The organism is Marinobacter sp. OP 3.4 (genome assembly GCF_036224885.1).
In the GTDB taxonomy this organism is placed as follows: Bacteria; Pseudomonadota; Gammaproteobacteria; order Pseudomonadales; family Oleiphilaceae; genus Marinobacter.
The window spans coordinates 15,872-33,188 of the sequence record NZ_JAVVLT010000109.1; the positions used below are offsets into that span (position 1 = coordinate 15,872).

16 protein-coding genes are annotated in these 17,317 nt (G+C 68.0%); 8 read left to right on the plus strand and 8 right to left on the minus strand.

Annotated elements, in window-relative coordinates:
* Positions 1 to 69: 69 nt before the first annotated feature.
* Complete coding sequence (locus tag RO069_RS18440) at positions 70 to 2,556, minus strand: efflux RND transporter permease subunit (protein ID WP_328189547.1); 2,487 nt, start codon at positions 2,554 to 2,556, stop codon at positions 70 to 72.
* Between the two features lie 122 nt (positions 2,557 to 2,678).
* Positions 2,679 to 3,899, minus strand: a complete 1,221-nt coding sequence (locus tag RO069_RS18445) for a methyl-accepting chemotaxis protein (protein ID WP_328189548.1) — start codon at positions 3,897 to 3,899, stop codon at positions 2,679 to 2,681.
* Between the two features lie 305 nt (positions 3,900 to 4,204).
* Here RO069_RS18445 and RO069_RS18450 point away from each other — a divergent pair, with 305 nt between their 5' ends.
* Positions 4,205 to 4,951, plus strand: a complete 747-nt coding sequence (locus RO069_RS18450; RefSeq protein WP_328189549.1) for a CPBP family intramembrane glutamic endopeptidase — start codon at positions 4,205 to 4,207, stop codon at positions 4,949 to 4,951.
* Between the two features lie 50 nt (positions 4,952 to 5,001).
* Here RO069_RS18450 and RO069_RS18455 read toward each other — a convergent pair whose 3' ends face one another.
* On the minus strand, positions 5,002 to 5,346 hold the full coding sequence (locus tag RO069_RS18455; protein ID WP_328189550.1) for an ArsR/SmtB family transcription factor: 345 nt from the start codon (positions 5,344 to 5,346) through the stop codon (positions 5,002 to 5,004).
* A 39-nt stretch (positions 5,347 to 5,385) separates the two neighbouring features.
* Between RO069_RS18455 and RO069_RS18460 the strand changes: the two genes are divergently transcribed.
* Entirely contained in the window at positions 5,386 to 6,675 is a 1,290-nt protein-coding gene (locus RO069_RS18460) for an MFS transporter (RefSeq protein WP_328189551.1), read from the plus strand.
* On the opposite strand, the gene RO069_RS18465 is transcribed toward RO069_RS18460, so the two are convergent.
* From RO069_RS18465 to RO069_RS18485, 5 genes are all read right to left on the minus strand, one after another.
* Entirely contained in the window at positions 6,641 to 8,482 is a 1,842-nt protein-coding gene (locus RO069_RS18465) for an alpha/beta hydrolase family protein (protein WP_328189552.1), read from the minus strand. The two genes, RO069_RS18460 and RO069_RS18465, sit on opposite strands and share 35 nt — an antisense overlap.
* A gap of 475 nt (positions 8,483 to 8,957) precedes the next feature.
* Positions 8,958 to 9,410, minus strand: coding sequence for a BLUF domain-containing protein (locus RO069_RS18470; protein WP_328189553.1), 453 nt, complete (start codon positions 9,408 to 9,410; stop codon positions 8,958 to 8,960).
* Positions 9,407 to 9,667: a hypothetical protein gene (locus RO069_RS18475; protein WP_328189554.1), complete on the minus strand. Its 261-nt coding sequence runs from the start codon at positions 9,665 to 9,667 to the stop codon at positions 9,407 to 9,409. Before RO069_RS18475 ends, RO069_RS18470 begins: the two co-directional genes overlap by 4 nt.
* A gap of 168 nt (positions 9,668 to 9,835) precedes the next feature.
* The gene (locus RO069_RS18480; protein WP_328189555.1) at positions 9,836 to 10,201 is read right to left on the minus strand and encodes a helix-turn-helix domain-containing protein; all 366 of its coding nucleotides are present in this window, start codon (positions 10,199 to 10,201) and stop codon (positions 9,836 to 9,838) included.
* Between the two features lie 149 nt (positions 10,202 to 10,350).
* Entirely contained in the window at positions 10,351 to 10,491 is a 141-nt protein-coding gene (locus RO069_RS18485) for a hypothetical protein (protein ID WP_328189556.1), read from the minus strand.
* Positions 10,492 to 10,613: 122 nt separating this feature from the next.
* Here RO069_RS18485 and RO069_RS18490 point away from each other — a divergent pair, with 122 nt between their 5' ends.
* The 6 genes from RO069_RS18490 to RO069_RS18515 all read left to right on the plus strand — a co-directional run bounded on the left by RO069_RS18490 (position 10,614) and on the right by RO069_RS18515 (position 17,231).
* Positions 10,614 to 11,132, plus strand: a complete 519-nt coding sequence (locus RO069_RS18490) for a hypothetical protein (protein ID WP_328189557.1) — start codon at positions 10,614 to 10,616, stop codon at positions 11,130 to 11,132.
* A gap of 80 nt (positions 11,133 to 11,212) precedes the next feature.
* A complete protein-coding gene (locus tag RO069_RS18495) occupies positions 11,213 to 11,425 on the plus strand; it encodes a heavy-metal-associated domain-containing protein (protein ID WP_328189558.1) in 213 nt (70 codons plus the stop codon).
* A gap of 1 nt (position 11,426) precedes the next feature.
* Complete coding sequence (locus RO069_RS18500) at positions 11,427 to 12,362, plus strand: hypothetical protein (RefSeq protein ID WP_328189559.1); 936 nt, start codon at positions 11,427 to 11,429, stop codon at positions 12,360 to 12,362.
* On the plus strand, positions 12,359 to 14,659 hold the full coding sequence (locus RO069_RS18505; RefSeq protein WP_328189560.1) for a heavy metal translocating P-type ATPase: 2,301 nt from the start codon (positions 12,359 to 12,361) through the stop codon (positions 14,657 to 14,659). The genes RO069_RS18500 and RO069_RS18505 overlap by 4 nt, the downstream gene beginning before the upstream one ends.
* Before the next feature lie 32 nt (positions 14,660 to 14,691).
* The gene (locus tag RO069_RS18510; protein ID WP_328189561.1) at positions 14,692 to 16,890 is read left to right on the plus strand and encodes a heavy metal translocating P-type ATPase; all 2,199 of its coding nucleotides are present in this window, start codon (positions 14,692 to 14,694) and stop codon (positions 16,888 to 16,890) included.
* The gene (locus RO069_RS18515; protein ID WP_442915394.1) at positions 16,887 to 17,231 is read left to right on the plus strand and encodes a metal-sensitive transcriptional regulator; all 345 of its coding nucleotides are present in this window, start codon (positions 16,887 to 16,889) and stop codon (positions 17,229 to 17,231) included. Before RO069_RS18510 ends, RO069_RS18515 begins: the two co-directional genes overlap by 4 nt.
* Positions 17,232 to 17,317: the final 86 nt, after the last annotated feature.

Here is a 17,317-nt window from a genome sequence, read left to right on the forward strand (position 1 = left end):
AAAAAACCGCACCGCCTCTATGGGCCGTGCGGTTTTTTTGTGCCGGTGGTGGTGCTCCGGGTTCCTGTGTCAGCGGCTGCCTTCGGGTCCGAAGGGTTTAACCAGCAGGATTAATCGGGGTAGCAGCATCAGTGCACCCATCAGCGCCATGAACATGGCGAAGCCGGTGAACAACCCGAAATAGATGGTGGGCAGGAAATTGGACAGCACCAGGATCGAGAAGCCGATGATGATGGTCAGGGTGGTGTAGGACATGGCCCGCCCGATGCTCTGGTGGCAGCGGTGCATGGTGGCGATGTAGTCCCGGTCCTTTTCGAACTCCACCCGGAACCGGTGGATGTAATGGATGGTATCGTCCACGGCGATGCCCACGGTGATGGCGGCCACGGTGATGGTCATCATGTCCAGGGGAATGCCCAGCCAGCCCATCAGTCCCAGCACCGAGCCGGCGGCCAGCAGGTTGGGGACAATGCCCACCAGGGCCAGTTTCAGTGAGCGGAACAGCGCCAGGAACATCAGTGCGATGGCCACGAAGACGATGCCCAGGGTGCGGATCTGTGAGTCGAACAGGCTTTGCAGCATATTGTTGTACATCACCGTCATGCCGGTGAACAGCAACTGCTCCTCCTTGAAGCCCATGTCCTCCGTCAGGTGGCTGTGGATCTCCTCCAACAGCGCGTCCCGGCGCAGTTCCGGCATGGAATCAATCAGGCGCACACTGATCCGGGCCTGGTGGTGCTCCTCGTTGATGTAGGGGGTCAGCAGGATCGGTTTCAGGTCGTCCGGCAGGAAGGCGGGCACGAAGGCCACCTGCATGGCGTCCAGGGGGTCGCCACCATTCACATCGGCCAACAGGCGCAGGGTGGTGGTGATGGACAGTACCTTGCCGGTTTCCGGCAGGCTGGCCAGGTACTCGTGCACCTGCTCCAGGCGCTGCAGTTTCTGCCAGGTAAACCAGGTGTCCCGCAGGTCGCCACCCTCGCAGTCGTCCACGAACGGGTCACAGTCACTGACGAAAGGGTCGGTCTGGGACTCATCCGGGCGCTGCAGGTCGGTGATCACGATATCCAGGGGCGTGGTGCCCCCTAGCTTGCGGTCGATCACCAGCATGCCCTGGTGGATCTCCGTGTCGGACTTGAAGTAGTCGATAAAGCTGTTTTCCACTGACAGCCGGGCCATGCCGGCCACGCAAAGCACTGCCAGCACCAGGGAGCCGATGAGCACGGTGCCTCCGAAGCGCTCGGTGACACGGGCGAAAGCATCGGTCACCGGCAGGCTGCCGGGGGCGAGCTGGCGGGGTGTTGGTTCCGGTAGCAGGGATACCAGCACCGGAAACACCAGGAAGCTGATGGCAAAGGCCAGGGCCAGCCCCAGGGTCATCATCCAGCCGAAGTCGATCACCGGGCGTATGCCGCTGAAGGTGAGTGAGCCGAAGGCCACCATGGTAGTCAGGGCCATGTAGAAGCAGGGCTTGACCATGGCCGTCAGGGTGTCCCGCAGGTGCTGTTTCTGGTCCTGGTCCGGGTTCTCCTGCTGGTACTCCCGGTAGCGCACCATCAGGTGGATGGTCAGCGACAGGGTCATGATCAGCAGCAGCGACACGAAGTTGGAGGAAATTACCGTCACCGGCCACTGCATCCAGCCCAGGTAGCCGGACACCAGCCAGACCGTAAAGCCACAGCAGAGGATGGGCACCACCACCCACTGCCAGCGGCGGAAGATCACCACCAGGGTCAGCAGCAGGAATATCAGCACGCCAACGCCAAAGGTGGACAGGTCGTTCTGGATGAAACGGATCATGTCCGAGGCGATCATGGGCACGCCACCCAGGTGGATCTCCGCCTGGTCCCGGTAGTTGTCCAGGATGGTGCGGACATCGGCAATGGTTTGCGCCCGCTCCGCCTCCAGCCGTTCCAGCAGGGCGGTGAAGTCATCCGACACCCGCTCCAGTTCCCGGGCCTGTTCCCCGTCCAGCTTTCCGGCCCGCTCCAGGTCCCGCAGTTCGTTGCGTCGGAACAGCAGGTCGAAGTACTCATCCGGGGTGGGCAGGTTTACCTGTATGGCGGTGGTGCTGGCATCCTCGCTGATCAGCATGTTGGGGTAGAGGGGATTGGACAGCAGCGATTTCCGCGCCCGGTCCAGGGGCACATCATTCTCGTCCAGGGTCAGGATTTCCGATTCCACCGTGTCCAGGGTGAGCTCGGGGCTGTGCAGCAGGGGCACGTTGAGGATGCTGTTGGTGGAGCCCACCGGCTCCAGAGCCGCCAGGTCATTGCGCAGGTGGCGCAGGGTGTCGATGGCGTCCCGGGAAAACAGGTCGCCATGGGGCGTGTAGGTCACCACCAGGAAGTCGTCCGAGGCACCGAAACGCTGGTTGATGGTGCGGTAGTCCTCCAGGGCGCTGTCGTTTTCCAGTACCAGGGACTCGGCGGAGGCATCCAGGCGGAACTGGTGCAGTTTCAGGCTGGCCACCAGCAGCACCAGGGCAAACAGTGCCAGGGTGATCCAGGGGTGCGTCAGTACGAGCCGGTCATAGAACCGATAGAGGGAACGCATGAGGCAGGCAGACTCCATTGCAATAAGGACACGCGAAGTCTGCCACAGTGATCACAAAATTGTGAAAAATCCCGTTAAATTAACCGGCTTCCGTTACCGACAGAACGCCCGGAAATCACCCGCTACTGGACGCTGACCTGGCGGGATACCTGCTCCAGGGAGTCAATCAACTGCTTGAGGCGCCGGCTCATCTCGGCACTGGCGGCCAGTTCCCGGACCATGGTCTCGGTGGTCTCGCGGATGGCCTGGACGTCCGCCTGCACCGCGTCCGTGCCGGCGGTCTGCTCGGCGGACACACTGGCGATTTCCGCGTTGGTGTGGTTGATGCGACCTACCATGCCCTTGATGTCCTCCAGGGCCTGGCGGCCCTCCATGGCCTCGCTGACACAACGTGTGGCGTCCGTGGAACTGGTGGTCATCTGGTCCACGGCGGCTTCCATGGCCTGTAGCAGACGGTCGATGGTGCCCTGGATCTGGTCGGTGGAATCCTGCACCCGCTGGGCCAGCTTGCGCACCTCATCCGCCACCACGGCAAAGCCTCGCCCCTGCTCGCCGGCCCGCGCGGCCTCGATGGCCGCGTTCAGGGCCAGCAGGTTGGTCTGCTCGGCAATGCCCTTGATCTCGGTGACCGCCTGGCGGATCTCCTGGCTGTTGTTGGCCAGGGCCTGGACCGAAGTGGCGGACCGGTCGATGGCCCCGGACAGGGTCTCGATGGATTCGGCGCTGCGGGCCACCCGGGCGCTGCCATCCACCGCCGCCTGGTTGGCTTCGTGGGACAGGGTGTTGGCGATGCCCGCCTGCTCGGCAATGCCGGAGAAACTCTGCAGCATGGCTTCCACCACCTGGGCGGAGCGTTCGGCACCCTGTTGCTGCCGGGTCAGCTCATCGCGGCGGCGTTCAGCGGCGGCAGTGAGTTCCTTCACCTCGCCATGCAGCCGGCTGATGGCTTCCAGCATGCCGCTGACCACATTGCCGGTGCGCTGCTGCATGGCGTTGAAGGCTTCCGCCATCTCGCCGATCTCGTCGGTGGAATCCACCAGCGCCCGCTCGCTGAGGTTGCCGGACATCTGCACGGATACCATGGTCTTCTTCAGGCGGTGGACGTGCCGCTCAATGAACGAGATCAGCAGTTGCGAGCCGGCCATCTCCAGCAGCATCAGCAACGCCACGATACCCGCATAGGCCGGGGCGGTTTCCATGAAGACGTCCCTGAATGTCTGCTCTGTCAGGGTGGCGGTGTTGTACATGGCATAGAGCACCAGCAGGCACATCACTGCGAAAACCACAATGTTCAGCAGCCAGAACTTGTATTTGAGACGGGCGTTTTTCAGCAGAGTCAGCATGTTCAACCTGTTGTCGGGTGATGTCCGCCCGTCGTATCGGGCGACCCTGGTAACGGGGTAGCGGATAACCATAGCAGCAAACGATAAAAGCCTGATTGCCCTGGATCAGATAAGGCATCAGGTTTCACAAAGTCTTACAAAAAAGCTAGTCGGCCGGGTCAGGGAAAAATTGAGGGTGATCAGTGAAATATAGTGGAAGGCAGCGGGCAGGCGCCCCTGTCTCTTATACACATCTGACGGGCAATTGCCCGGGGTCGCTGTCGTTGCGTCGTGAATCGGCGGGCATTGCGGATAGCATTTTCTCTATGTCTTCGGCCCCGGGCGTCACCCCGGGGGAGCCATATCTCTTCACGCGGTCGTACAACCAGCCCTGGCGCGCGCTTCTCGTGGCCGCCGGCGGGTTCGGGGCTGCGGCTCTTCTCCTCCTCGTCGTCGACGCGACCGGGCCCATGTGGGCGGGGATGCCCGCCTGGCTTGCCGCGGTCGCGTCGATCTTCGCCGCGAACGGGCCGCTCGTTATCGCCGTCGTGGTGGCCGCCGCGTTCACGTCGATCGTGGGCTTTGCGCGGGCCACCGGCATCCGGTTCTGGGTCTGGACCGACCTCTTATATGGCCTCTTCGTCGCGATCGTCGCGCGTGCGGTCGTCGAACTCTTCGCACCGACGCTCGGCGGGTTCGGCGGGCCCCTCGGGGGAGCGCTGTCGAGCGATGCGACGCTCGCGCTCGCAGTCGCCGCGTCGGCCGCGGTGATCATCTCGCCGATCGTGGAGGAGCTGTACTTCCGCGGACTGATGGTGCGCGCGCTGCTCGATGCGCTCGCCGACGCCGGCCGGATCGGCGCGTCGATCGTTGCGGTCACGACCTCGACCGCGGCGTTCGTGCTGCTGCACGTGGTGGCCGCCGGGTCGCTCGTGCCCGTCGGGCTCATCATCGGGTCGCTCGTGGTCGGCGTCGGGTGCGGGGTGTTGACCGTCGTGACCGGGCGGCTGTGGGCGGCGATCGCCGCGCACGTGCTCTACAACGCTTCGGGGTTGGCGCTGCTGCTCTGGTAGGGGCGTTTCGGCTCGCTGCGCTCGCTCAACGACCGGCCGCGATGGCCCCGTCAGCCGCGATGGTGCCGCGGGTCGTCGTCGACGGTGTGCTCGGCCTGGAACACCGCCTCGGTCACGAGTCGGCGCACATGCTCGTCGATCAGGCTGTAGAACATCGTCGTGCCCTCGCGCCGTGCGCGCACCAGGCGCCCAAGGCGCATCTTGGCCAGGTGCTGCGAGACGACTGTCGGAGACTTGCCGACGACCTCCGCGAGCTGGGTCACCGAGCGTTCGCCCTCCTGGAGCGCGAGGATGACGCGGATGCGCGTGGGGTCGGACAGGAGCCGGAAGATCTCGGCGGCGACATCCACATACCCGTCCTGCGGATCGACGGTCGTGCCGGGGTCGTGGCTCACACCTTCAGTGTGCCATCCACCATGACTTAGTATCTTCGCATGCGTGCAGGTATCGGAAGTGTGCTCGGCAATCGGACGTATCGCCTGCTCTTCGGCGCGCAGGCGATCGCGCTCGTCGGCACCGGTCTTCTCACCGTCGCCCTCGGCCTCCTCGCGTTCGAGCTCGTCGGGGCCGCCGCGGGGGCGGTGCTCGGAACCGCGCTCACGATCAAGATGGTGGCGTACGTCGGCGTCGCGCCGGTCATCGCCGCGCTCGTTCATCGTCTGCCGGCGAAAGCGGTTCTCGTCGGAGCCGACCTCGTGCGCCTCGCGATGGCGACGTCGCTGCCCTTCGTCACCGAGGTCTGGCAGATCTACGCACTGATCTTCCTGCTGCAGGCCGCGTCAGCGACCTTCACGCCGACGTTCCAGTCGCTGATCCCCTCGGTGCTTCCCGCACCCGACGACTACACGCGCGCGCTGTCGCTCTCGAGGATCGCCTACGACCTCGAGGCGATCCTCAGCCCGGTGCTCGCCGCGGCGCTGCTTGTTATCGTGCCGTTCTCAGCACTGTTCGCAGGAACAGCGTTCGGATTCGCGGGGTCGGCGGTGCTCGTTCTCCTCGCTGCCGTGCCGCGGGTCGTCTCGACGGAGTCATCCACGTTCTGGCAGCGACTCGCGGGAGGTGCGCGGATCTTTCTGCGCACGCCGTCGCTGCGCTTCGTACTCGTCGCGAATGTCGTCGTCGCGACGGGCGTCGCGCTCGTGCTGGTGAACACCGTCGTGCTCGTGAAGGAACGTGCGGGAGCGGATGACGCCGCCGTCGCGGTCGCCCTCGCGGTGTTCGGCGCCGGGTCGGTGGCGGCGGCGCTCGCCGTGCCGCGGGCGGTGGCGCGGTGGTCGGTGCCGGCCGTCATGCAGGGGGGTGCCGTCGTCGTCTCGGGCGGCCTGGCGGGAGCGTGCGTGGCGGCGCTGGCTCCGGCGGGAAGCGGCGCTGCGTGGTGGGGGATGCTCGCGGCGTGGCTGGTGCTCGGGGCGGGGACGTCGATGATCGCGACGCCGACGGGCCGTCTTCTTGCCGAGGCCGCGAGCGCGGAGAACCGATCGCTGGTGTTCGCCGCACAGTTCGCGCTGTCGCATGCGTGCTATCTGGTGACCTATCCGATCGCGGGATGGGTCGGGGCGGGAAGCGTCGCGGTGTCCGCGGCGGTGCTCGGCGGGCTGGCGGCGGGAGCCACGGTTGCGCTGCTCCTCATCAGCAGCTCGGGCCCGACGCCGAAGCGCCAGGCCCGAGTCGCCGAAGTGGAAACAGGTGTCAGACGAACACGAGCGAGTTCGACACCGAGATGAGGGTGACGACCGCTGCGTTGATGAAGCCTCCGATGTACGGGTTGTTCGTCGCACGGTAGATCTTCCGGCTGATCACCGCCGCCACGGCGAGGATCAGGATGACGGGGAACAGCCAGATGCTGAAGATGCCCCCGAATCCGGGGATCGTCTCGCCGGTGATGAAGAACGTCGTGTACTGCAGGACGACGAGGATGATCGGCCCGAGGGCGTTGAACACCGCCAGCACGAGGGTGTTCAGCCATTCCTTGCCCGCCAGCGTGAAGCGGTTGAACCCGTTGATCGCCACCGAGTTCGCGAAGAAGTACACCAGGAACAGCGGCAGCACGAGCAGCGCGAACCAGATCTTCTCGGGGGTGAACACCTTCACCGCGACCACCCACAGGCGGAAGTCGGTGGTGAAGAAGTAGTCCAGCACGAAGACGATGAGGAACGCGGCCACGACCGTGACGAGCGCCAGGCCAATGCCCTGGAAGAACCGGCCCCATCCGGGGAGCACGCCCGACGCGCGCAGGTCTTGGCCGCTCTCGCGCCCGAACACCAGGTACGACACCACCATGATGACGATGGCCGCGAGGCCGTTGATCGCCGCCCAGATCCCGATGAACCACGGCACACCGGGGGCGATGAGGTTCGTGACGCCGAACGCGATGCCGCCCGCCCAGGGTGCCTGGCTCAGCAGCACGTAGCTGATCGCCGAGACGCCGACCGAGAGCGCGAGACCGCCCCAGAACCATGCGAGGCCCTTGCGGGTCGGCGCGGCAGCGGGCACGGGCTCGCCCACGCGGAGCCGGGCGAACGCGGGCACCGCGAGCATCGCGCGCGTGAAGGCGACGAGGAAGACACCGAAGCCGATCAGCCCGATCGTGGTGAAGATCTCCTTGATCTGCCAGATCTGGTTGCTCGCCGGGATCGGGTTGGGAGCACCCAGCGACTCTTCGAAGAAGTCGACCAGGTGGCCGACCGCAGCGCTCGAGATCGTCGACCACGGGTGCGTCTGCGGCAGCGAGTAGATGACGCGCATCGCCTCGTCGCCGTCGACGTTCTCGGTGTAGACCTCGAAGCCCTCGCGCTGATCGGCGTCGGCGGGATCGGCACCGAACGACAGGAACGACTGCGCGTTCGGGGTGGAGAGGAACTCGCGCGGCGGGGTCAGGGCGTTGCCCTCGGCGTCGTAGCTGCGGAAGAAGAACTCGTCGTACTGCGCCTGCACGATCCCGGTGTCGCGAGAGCCGTAGACGTTCGTGTACGCGCCCTCCTCATCGGTGTACACCGCGTCGTTGTCGACCAGCAGCACCGAGGCGATGAGCGGGGTGTCGGCCTCGTTGTCGAGGGCGACGGAGAAGTTCGCGGCGCGGGCGCCGTTGGAGTGCCCTGAGACGCCGATGCGCTCGGTGTCGACGTAGGGCAGGTCGGCGAGGAGCTTCACCGTGTCGTACATTCCGGTGCCGCCGACCGCTTCTTCACCCGCCGGCAGCGGGTCGGAGTCGCCGTGGCCGTACATGTCGATCGAGACGACGACGTACCCGCGACGCGCGAGCTCGACGTAGTTCGCCGTCTGCATCTCGCGGTTGTTCCACCAGCCGTGGCTGACGACGATCGCGGGGCGCGGGTCGTCGGCCGACGCCGCCACCGGCTTGAACAGCAGCGCGTTCATCTCGCGGCCCGAGGCCGCCTCCCACTGCATGTCTTTGACCTCGACGCTGCCGCCGGCGGTCTGCACCAGCGACGCCCCTACCGCAGATACGAGCATGAGAACGAGCGAGAACACCAGCCAGAAGCTGTTGCGCCGCAGAAGTCGTTGCCTCATTGAATCCTGAACTCCCTTGTCGGATCCCTGGAACCGTTTCCAGAGCCGTCGAGAACCCTATCCATCCGCTGGGAGCGTGAAAGCACATTCCGGATCATCTGCACGAATGTGCACAAATGTGCGTTCTCCGCACGCCCTGGCGCGCCGAAGGCGCTGCGCATCCGTGCATAAAGGCGGCGTGGCGTGGAGGGATGCGCGTTCCGTCGGTCGATGATCGACGGAACAGGTGCCGTGACCCGCTGTGGGACGGGCCACGGCACCTGCGATTCGAGGGGTCGGCGAGAGAGGTCGCGTTCTGGGGCGCGACGGGTCCGAGCCGGACCGAACGAGGTTCCTGACCGCAGGTGTTCGGGTGACCTGCGGATCAGAGTGGGAGCCGGTCTTCACCGGACTCTTGGTGCTGACGCTACTTTATGTGCGCCTGAATGGATGAGTTCGGGGTGAGATGAGGGTGATTGGGGTGAATCTTCGGGATTCACCCCTCCCGGAGCGTGCGCGCCTTCACCCACAGGCCGATGTCGTGGACCGCGCGGGCCGCGCTTCCCGGGCTATCGGCCGCATCCAGATCATCGAAGGTGTCGTGGAAGCCGACGGGCAGCGCCCGCTGCGGTGTCGCGACCGGGCGGAACTCCATCGTCCACTCGCCGAACTGGCGCTCGTCGATCGGCTCGTCGAGCACGATGCGGATGTCATCGTGACGCGGGTCTGCGGTGATCGTCGCCACCAGGCTCGCCACCGAGTCGCGCGGACCCTCGAGCACCTGCACGAACCTGCCGTCGCGGTAGAGCAGGACGCCCGTCACGCCCGACTCGGCGTTGTTCGCGCGGCTCTCGGTGAGGATGTCGCGGAGCGCGTCGTCACCGACATCCGCCCTGGCCTTGCTGACATAGACGACCGACACGAGCTCGTCGCCGCTGGTGATGCTCATGCGGTCGCCTCCTCGTCGTGATGGGCGAGGAGGGCGGCCATCGCCTGCCGGCGGTCGGGTGCTTCGCCGACCTGGCGGGAGCGGCCGTTGAAGACGCGGTACGTGCCGTCGGCCTCGCGGTCGAGGTAGCCGAGGAAGACGCCGTCGCGGTTGGCGACGTAGAAACCGTCTTCGACGCGCGACCACAGGACGCCGTAGGAGGGAGGTGACGCGGCGTCGGTGCCGCTGAGTGGATCGGGGGCCAGTGATGAAGCCATTGCTTCATTCTGCGTGGCGGTCCTCGCCGGGGGCAGGCGGTTGCGAATGAGCGGGGAATATGTCAGAGGCGGACTTACGTGTGGTGTTGTGCGTGCCTCTTGCCCCGATGCGAATCGTTTCTGGGTCTCGCGCGCTGATCGCCGAGCAGCCGATCTCGACAGGGGTGGTCACAGGCTCTCGGCAGCGATCGTGGCGTGTGTGCCCTCCTGGTCTGACGCTGACTCGAGCAGCGTGAGCGCCGTCAGGCCGAGGCGCGCGTCGAAGACATCGTGGGGGTTGGTGAGATCGAGACCGAGTCGCTCCTCGACGCGCGCGAGGCGTGAGGCGACGCTGCTGTGGTGCATGTGCAAGGCCGAACCGGCCAGGCGAAGCGAGCCATGAGCCAGGTACATCTCGAGAACAGCGAGATCGATCCGCCCGTTCTCTGTTGCCGAGAGCTCGCGAAGGGTCGAAACCCTCGGGTCGCGTTCCCAGACCGCGGTATCCACGGTCGACAGCGCCGACAGCGCCCCCAATCGCTCGGCGTCTATCACTGCCGCGTCCAGACGATTCGGTGACTCGGTGACCTTCGGAACTCGCGGCCGGCCGAGGCGGCCCCTGCACATCTGGCCGACATCTCGTGGTTTCCGCCCACGCTCGTGTCGACCCGCGACCTCGACCCGTTGCGCGACGAGGGACTCGCCTACGCCGTCCGGCTCATCGAGGCGGCGTGCCGACCGAAGTGCATCATTACCCCGGCACCTTCCACGGTGTGCTCGGAGTCGTCGGCGCTGCTGCCGCGCAGCGCGTGATCGATGACGCCGTCCGCTTCGTTCGTGGACACCTGAAGTCTCCGTACGAGACCGCGTGATGCGCACCGCTACATGCACGTCATCCATCCGTCAAACGGTTGATCGTGGGGGCGCCGGCAAGGTGTCGTAGAAGCTCCGGACGTGAGGAGGAGACATGACACTTCGTCGCCGCGCTGCAGTACTCGGCATCCTGATGATCCCGCTGTTCTCCGGCTGCGCATTCGCGAACCCCGAGGTCGCGAGCGCCTCCTGGTCGCGGGCGGGAGTGGGGGTCAACATCGAACAGGTCGGGCCCCTCGAGGTGCGCAACGTCCTTGTGGTCGCCACCGAGGACGGTTCGGCGGGCACCCTCATTGCCGCGGTCGTGAACAACACCGACACGCGGCAGGTCCTCGACCTTGAGATCGGCGAAGGCTCGGAGGCTGACGTGCGCATCGAGGTGCCTGCAGAATCGACGGTCAGCTTCGGCCAGCGCCCCTCTCTGGACGACCCGCCCGTCATCGAGGGCCTCGGTGCGGCGCCCGGCAGCATGGTGCCCGTGACGTTCGCCGCAGGAACCGACGAGATCACGCGGAGCGTCCCCGTGCTCGACGGGTGCCTGCCCTACCTCAATGGGCTGGAACCCGGAGACCAGATCGACGAGTGCCCCGTCCTGGACAACGAAGTGGGCTGACCTCCATCTGACGACCGACCATACCGCAAGGGGGTATATTGGAGCTGACCCTGATACCCCCCAATGGTATGGAGATCTTCATGAGCACCACCACCGAGTACGCCGTCACCGGAATGACCTGCGGACACTGCGAGATGTCGGTCCGCGAAGAAGTCAGCGAGATCGCCGGTCTCACCGTCGTCGACGTGTCGGCCCAGACCGGCAAGCTCGTCGTCTCGGCCGAGGACGCCATCGACGACGCCGCCGTCATCGCCGCGGTCGAAGAGGCCGGCTACCAGGCGTCCCGCGCCTGACATGAACGCCCCGGCTCGGCTCGGTCTCTACGCGGGAGCGCTCGCGCTGGTGTTCGGCGCGTCGTTCGGCGTCGCGGCGCTCGTCGCGCCCGACGCGCCGTCGTCGGCGGCGTCGGGGTCGGCGTCGGTCGACGGGTCGAACGCGGGACACGATGACTCCCACGGCGGCGAGGCGGAGGACGGCGGCGCGGCAGAGGGTGGCGCGGCAGAGGGTGGCGCGGCGGCGCAGAGCGCCGGCGCCGTCACCGGCGTCACCGCCAGCGACCGGGGCTACACCCTGACCGACATCCAGGCGCCGACGGCGGCCGGCGAAGCCGGCGCCCTCTCGTTCGTCATCATCGGGCCCGGCGGCGAGCCGGTGACCGACTACGACGTCGCCCACGAGAAGGAGCTGCACCTCATCGCCGTGCGCACCGACGGCGCCGAATTCCGCCACGAGCACCCCACGCTCGGTGCGGACGGCCGGTGGACGATTCCCTGGACCTGGGATGCCGCGGGCGGCTACCGCCTCTACGCCGACACCACCCCGAGCGCCCTTGGCGACGGCCTCGTGCTGACGGGGTCGGTGCTCGTGGAGGGCGCGGTCGCGGCATCCGCTCTTCCCGACGGGGGACTGACGGCCGATGCCGGACCCTACGAGGTGACGATGACCGGCGACCTCACGGCGGAAAGCGCATCGACCCTCTCGTTCGCGGTCACCCGCGACGGCGAGCCGGTCGAGCTGGAGCCCTATCTCGGCGCCGACGGGCACCTGGTCGCGCTCCGCGAGGGCGACCTCGCCTATCTGCACGTGCACCCCGAGCACGTCGACGGCCACGAGCCGGGCACCGTCTCGTTCGAGGCGGAGGTGCCGAGCGCCGGCGCCTACCTGCTCTACCTCGACGTGCAGATCGACGGAGAGGTGCACACCGCCGCCTTCCGTGTGGAGGCCTCATGACCACCCTGCAGCCCGGCCCGACCGACCGCGTCGAACTCGAGATCGGCGGCATGACGTGCGCGTCATGCGCGAACCGCATCGAGCGGAAGCTCAACAAGCTCGACGGAGTGACGGCGAGCGTCAACTACGCCACCGAGAAGGCGCACGTCGAGGTGCCCGCGGGCACCGACCCCGCGACCCTCATCGCCGAGGTCGAGAAGACCGGATACACCGCCGCCCTTCCCGCGCCGCCCGAGCCCGACCCGGCGGCCGCGCCGGCGGAGGGTCGCGATGACCCCGAACTCCGGTCGCTGCGGCAGAGGCTCATCGGCAGCGTCATCCTCGGGGTTCCGGTCATCCTCGTCTCGATGATCCCCGCCCTGCAGTTCACCTACTGGCAATGGGCGGCGCTCGCCCTCGCCGGGCCCGTCGTGGTGTGGGCGGCGTGGCCGTTCCACCGCGCCGCGGGACTGAACCTCCGCCACGGCGCCGCGACGATGGACACCCTGATCTCGGTCGGCGTCTCGGCGGCGTTCCTCTGGTCGCTGTGGGCCCTGTTCTTCGGCACCGCCGGCGAGCCGGGGATGATCCACCCCTTCACGCTCGCGATCGCGCCGAGCGACGGGTCGGCCAACATCTACCTCGAGGTCGCCGCAGGCGTGACGATGTTCGTGCTCGCGGGCCGCTACTTCGAAAAGCGCGCGAAGCGCCGTGCGGGCGCGGCGATGCGGGCCCTGCTCGACATGGGGGCGAAGGATGTCGCGGTGCGACGCTCGGGGACAGAGGTGCGGGTGCCGATCGGTGACCTGCGCGTCGGCGACGAGTTCGTCGTGCGCCCGGGGGAGAAGATCGCCACCGACGGCGTGATCGTCGAGGGGCGAAGCGCCGTGGACGCCTCCGTGCTCACCGGCGAATCGGTGCCCATCGAGGTGACGGAAGGCGACGGGGTCGTGGGGGCGACCGTGAACGCCGGCGGGCGGCTCGTGGTGCGGGCGACGCGTGTCGGCGCCGACACGCAGCTCGCGCAGATGGCGCGGTTGGTCGAAGAGGCCCAGTCGGGCAAGGCCGAGGTGCAGCGCCTCGCCGACCGGATCTCAGGCGTCTTCGTGCCCGTGGTCATCGCGATCGCGGCCGGCGTGCTGGGGGCGTGGCTCGGCGCCGGGTTCGGCGCGGAGGCGGCGTTCACCGCGGCCGTCGCCGTGCTCATCATCGCCTGCCCGTGCGCGCTCGGGCTCGCCACGCCGACGGCGCTGCTCGTCGGCACCGGACGCGGCGCGCAGCTCGGCATCCTCATCAAGGGTCCCGAGGTGCTCGAGCAGACCCGCCGCGTCGACACGATCGTGCTCGACAAGACCGGCACCGTGACGAGCGGACGGATGACGCTCACCGGCGTCGTCGCTCACGACCCGGCCGTGTCGGAGGACGAGCTGCTGCGCCTCGCGGGCGCGGTCGAGGATGCGTCTGAGCATCCGATCGCGCGGGCTGTTGCTCTTGCGGCGCGTGAGCGGGTCGGAGAGCTGCCGGCTGCCTCGTCCTTCCAGAACCTCGAGGGACGCGGCGTGCAGGGCGTCGTCGACGGACACCTCGTGGTCGTCGGGCATGCCTCGCTGCTCGCGGACTGGGCCGTGCCCGTCGACGACGCGCTCGCCGCGGCCGTGCGCGAGGCTGAAGGCGGGGGAGCGACCGCGGTGATGGTGGGGTGGGATGGCGCGGCCCGCGGCATCCTGTCCGTCTCCGACCAGGTGAAGCCGACGAGCGCCGAGGCGGTCGCCGCCTTCCGCCGCCTCGGACTCACGCCGGTGCTGCTCACGGGCGACAACGACACCGTCGCGCGGCGCGTGGCCAGCGAGGTCGGCATCGACGAGGTCATCGCCGAGGTGCTGCCGGCCGAGAAGGTCGAGGTCGTCCGGCGCCTCCAGGACCAGGGGCGCGTGGTCGCGATGGTCGGCGACGGCGTGAACGACGCCGCCGCTCTCGCGCAGGCCGACCTGGGCCTGGCGATGGGGACGGGGACGGATGTCGCGATCGAGGCCTCCGACCTCACCCTCGTCTCGGGGGATCTGCGGGCGGCGGCGGACGCGATCCGCCTGTCGCGGCGGACCCTCGCGGTGATCAAGGGAAACCTCTTCTGGGCGTTCGCGTATAACGTCGCGGCGATCCCGCTCGCGGCGCTCGGACTGTTGAACCCGATGCTGGCCGGGGCGGCGATGGCGTTCTCGAGCGTGTTCGTCGTGAGCAACAGCCTGCGGCTGCGCGGATTCCGGTCGGCTTTTCGGGGATCGGCGGAATACGCGGCGGCGTCGCGGAGTTCCGACTGATACCCCCCAGGGGTACCCGGAAGGAGTCCGCAATGGCTGAGCACGACCACCACCAACACCCCACGCCCACTACCCGCGAGGGTGCACTCGTTGATCACGAGGGTTCGCACGCTGCCGGCGAGGGAATGCACCCTCACGCGGAGGGAGCGCACCCTCGCGCGGAGCACGGGCACGGTGCGCACGCGGCGCACGGCGGGCACGCGGGGCACGGCGACCACGTCGGACAGTTCCGCCGTCTGTTCTGGGGGAACCTGATCCTCGCCGCCCCCGTCATCGCCTTCTCGGGCATGTTCGCCATGCTCCTGGGCTACTCCCTCCCCGATCAGCCGTGGGTCCCGTGGGTGTCCCCGATCCTCGGCACCGTCATGTACGTCTGGGGCGGCCGCCCGTTCCTCACCGGAGCGGTCAGCGAGCTGCGCGCCCGCAAGCCCGGGATGATGCTCCTCATCGCCCTCGCGATCACGGTCGCGTTCGCGGCATCCTGGGGTTCGAGTCTCGGCATCCTCGATCACGAACTCGACTTCTGGTGGGAGCTCGCCCTCCTCATCGTGATCATGCTGCTCGGCCACTGGATCGAGATGCGCTCCCTCGCGCAGACCACCTCCGCGCTCGACTCGCTCGCCGCGCTCCTGCCCGATGAGGCCGAGCGCGTCGAGGGCGACCAGACGGTCACCGTCGCCCCCGCCGACCTGCGCATCGGCGATGTCGTCGTCGTCCGCCCGGGCGGGCGCGTCCCCGCCGACGGTCGCGTGATCGCCGGCTCGGCGAGCGTTGACGAGTCGATGATCACGGGAGAGTCCAAGCCCGTGCGCCGCGAGGTCGGCGACCCCGTCGTCGCGGGCACGGTCGCGACCGACTCGGGGCTTCGCGTCGAGATCACCGCCGTCGGCGACGACACCGCGCTCGCGGGCATCCAGCGGCTGGTCACCGACGCGCAGAACTCCTCCTCGCGTGCTCAGCGCATCGCCGACCGTGCCGCCGCTCTGCTCTTCTGGTTCGCGATCGGCGCCGCCGCGCTGACCATGCTCGTCTGGTCGCTCGTCGGCAACGTCGACGATGGCGTCGTCCGCACCATCACCGTGCTCGTGATCGCCTGCCCCCACGCGCTGGGCCTCGCAATCCCGCTCGTCGTCTCGATCGCGACGGAGCGCGCCGCGCGCGGCGGCGTGCTGGTGAAGGACCGCCTCGCCCTCGAGCAGATGCGCACCGTCGACACGGTGATCTTCGACAAGACCGGCACCCTCACCGAGGGGCGCCCCGCGGTGACCGCGATCGAGCCCGCCGCCGGATACGACGACACCCGCGTCCTCGCGCTCGCCGCCGCGGCCGAGACCGACTCGGAGCACCCGCTGGCGAAGGCCATCGTGCAGGCCGCCGCCGATCGCGGAATCACGGTGCCCGCGGCATCCGGCTTCGACTCCTCACCCGCGGTCGGCGTCACCGCCACCGTCGAGGGCCTACGCGTGCGCGTCGGCGGACCTGCGCTCTTGAGAGAAGAGGATGCCGCCGAGCTCGCCGTGGCCGACCGCTGGCGGGCCGACGGCGCGATCATCCTCCACGTCGTGGCCGACGGTCAGGTCGCCGGCGCGCTGAAGCTCGCCGACGCCGTGCGGAACGAATCGCGCGAGACCGTCGAGGCGCTTCACCGCCTCGGGGTGCAGGTCGTCATGATCACCGGCGACGCCGAAGCGGTCGCCCGCTCCGTCGCCGACGAGCTCGGCATCGACCGCGTCTTCGCGGGGGTTCGCCCCGAGGACAAGAGCGCCAAGGTCGCCGAGCTGCAGCGCGAGGGCCGGAAGGTCGCGATGGTCGGCGACGGCGTGAACGACGCTCCCGCGCTCGCGCAGGCCGACGTCGGCATCGCGATCGGTGCGGGGACGGATGTCGCGATCGCGTCGGCCGGCGTCATCCTCGCCTCCGACGATCCGCGCTCGGTGCTCTCGGTGATCCAGCTCTCGCGCGCGAGCTACCGCAAGATGCAGCAGAACCTGTGGTGGGCCGCCGGATACAACCTCATGTCGGTGCCGCTCGCCGCGGGTGTCCTCGCCCCGATCGGGTTCGTGCTGCCGATGTCGATCGGTGCGATCCTGATGTCGCTGTCCACCATCGTCGTCGCCCTGAACGCGCAGCTGCTGCGCCGGCTCGACCTGCGGCCGGAGGCGAGCGCGGAGGCGCTGCTTCGCGGCATCCCTGCTTCTGAAGAGAACCGTTCCGAGAGGATCAGATCATGACCGACATCGCCTCGCCCGACACGGGTCACGACCACGGGACGGATGCCACGCACGCCGGCCCCCACGGATACATCAGCGACAAGCAGCGCTACCTCAACCGCCTGCGGCGGGTGGAGGGGCAGGTGCGGGGGATCCAGCGGATGGTCGAGGAGGAGCAGTACTGCATCGACATCCTCACCCAGATCTCGGCGCTCAGCTCGGCGCTGGAGAACGTGGCGCTGGGGTTGCTCGACGATCACCTCAAGCACTGCGTCGTCGACGCGGCGACCCGCGGGGGCGACGAGGCGGCGCTGAAGCTCAAGGAGGCGTCTGACGCGATCGCGCGGCTCGTGAAGGCCTGACGCCGCCGCTTCGCGGCGCGCGCTTGCGTACGGTGCGCGGTCGCGCCCGCGCACGCCCCGGCCCGCCCACGCGCGCTCGCGCGGTC